General features: G+C 78.0%; 2 protein-coding genes. Both read left to right on the top strand.

The features are described 5' to 3' along the window. On the top strand, window positions 1-1,018 hold a 1,018-nt coding region (locus tag AC30N0_RS17845), incomplete at its 5' end, for a tetratricopeptide repeat protein (RefSeq protein ID WP_489519235.1). A gap of 131 nt (window positions 1,019-1,149) precedes the next feature. Continuing rightward, a partial coding sequence (locus AC30N0_RS17840; protein WP_489519234.1) for a GGDEF domain-containing protein occupies window positions 1,150-1,980 on the top strand: 831 nt, incomplete at its 3' end.

Below are 1,980 nucleotides of genomic sequence, written 5' to 3'. Positions count from 1 at the left end.
CGCGGCGCCCCGGGCCTTCGGCGACGGTGCCCTGCTGCCGCGGCAGGCGCCGGCGCCGGTGGCCACCGGTCCCGCGAGTCCCGGAGCGACGGGCTCCGCGTCGGCCGGCCCGGCGCCCACCGGCCCCGTCGCCTCGACCCCACGTCGCGATCCGTTCCCGGGGGCTGCCGCACGAGGCGAGGCGGCCTCGGTGCCGCGCAGCGCCCCGGCACGCGAGCCCGACCCGGTCGCCATCGCGACGCTGCCGCGCTCCGGGCCGAGCACCGGTGCACCTGCGGAGCCCCCGCGCGCCGCCGCTCCGACGGCAACCGTCGCGCCGGTCGATTTCGGCGCCCGCGCCGGCGACCTGATGAACCAGCACATGCCGCGTCTGGCGCAGCGGGCCGAGCGCCAGGTGCTGCGCGTGCTGTTCATCGCCGGGCGCGGCGAGCCGGCATCGGCCGACGAAGACGTCGCCGACGCTGCCGCGGCCCTCGCCCGGCTGCCGGCCGACCCGTTCGGCGGCATGACGCTGGCGCCGCACGACGGTCGCCTGCTCGCCGAGGCAGCCCAGGCCGAGCTGCAGCGTGGCCGGCCGGCCGAGGCGCTGCGCCTGCAGAGCATGGCTTTCGGCGCCAACCCGCTCGACGCCGATGTCGCCGGCAACCTGGCCCACGTGCTCCTGCGCCAGCGCCCGGCGCAGGCGGAGACGGCGCGCCAGCTCGCGCTGCACGCGCTGACGCTGCCGGACGCGCGGGCGCCGCAGGCGCGCGTCCGCGACTGGAGCACGCTCGCCGTCGCGAGCGCCCTGGCCGGCCGCGACCGCGACGCGCGCAACGCCTGGCTGGTGGCCCTGGCGCTGTCGCCGAACGCCGGCCGGCAGTGCAAGGCGGCCATCGATGCCTACGCAGCCTGGGGCGATCGCCTGCGCGGCTCGGTCGAGGCGATGCTGCAGCGGGCGAGCGCGAGCGGCCGGGCCGGGCAATCGCCTTTCTGCGAGTGGCCGCCGCACTGGGTCGCGAGCACGGCCGGGCGCTGAGCCGCGCCCCGGTCGCAGGGGCCGACGACCGGCGGGCGCGGTTGCCACGTGGCGCGGCGGCGCGCCCGCGCCGGGGCATGGCCGGCCGCTCGTTTTTCGCAGGCGCTAAGCTCCGCCTCCTTGCCCGCCGAATGACGCCCGCCCTCCGCCTTCTCTTCGTTGCCCCGCTGCCGCTGTTCACGCACGGCGGCGCCGCGATGACCGCCGCCCCTTCCATCGCCGACGCCTGCGAGCTGCTGTCGGGCGGGGCCGGCTTCGATGCGCTGCTCCTCGACGGCGACGCGAGCCGGTGCTCGGTGCAGGAGATCGAATCGATCCGCGCTGCGACGGCACTGATCGTCCTCTTCGGCGAGCCGCCGCTCGAGGCCTCGCTCGACTGGCTGCGCCGCGGCGCCGACGACGTCGTCGCCGCGGCCGAGCTGGCGACGCCGGCCGGTCAGCTCCGCCTTCGCCTGGCGATCGAGCGGCGGCGCCTCGACGATGCGCAGAGGACGGGCTACGCGACCGACCTCGGCACCGGCCTGCCGCACCGGCAGCAGCTGGTCGAGCACCTCAGCCAGCTGCTCGCCCTGCGCGAGCGCGAGCCCTCGCCGATGGCCATCGTCGCGCTGCGCATCGAAGGCCTGGGCCTGCGCGGCCAGGGCGCCGAGGCGGTCGAGGTGGAGGTCCTGCGCCGCAAGATCGCGGTGCGCCTGCGTGCGGGCGTGCGCGCCAGCGACGTCGTCGCGGCGATCGACGACGACGCATTCGCCGTGCTGCTGGTCTCCATCCTCGCCGCCGAGGACGCCGAGCGCGTCGCCGAAAAGCTGGGCGCCGCGCTGGTCGCCCCGTTCACCGTCGGCGGCGTCGAGCGTTCGGTCGGCGTCGCCCTCGGCACCGCCCGCTACCCGCAGGACGGCAAGGACGGCGAGCGGCTGCTGCGCCGGGCGGTCGCCCTCGCCGCCGCCGCCCCGGCGCTCGGC

It is taken from the genome of Rhizobacter sp. (assembly GCF_031412495.1).
Taxonomy (GTDB): Bacteria; Pseudomonadota; Gammaproteobacteria; order Burkholderiales; family Burkholderiaceae_C; genus Schlegelella_A.
This window is presented reverse-complemented; position numbering and strand designations above follow the sequence as displayed.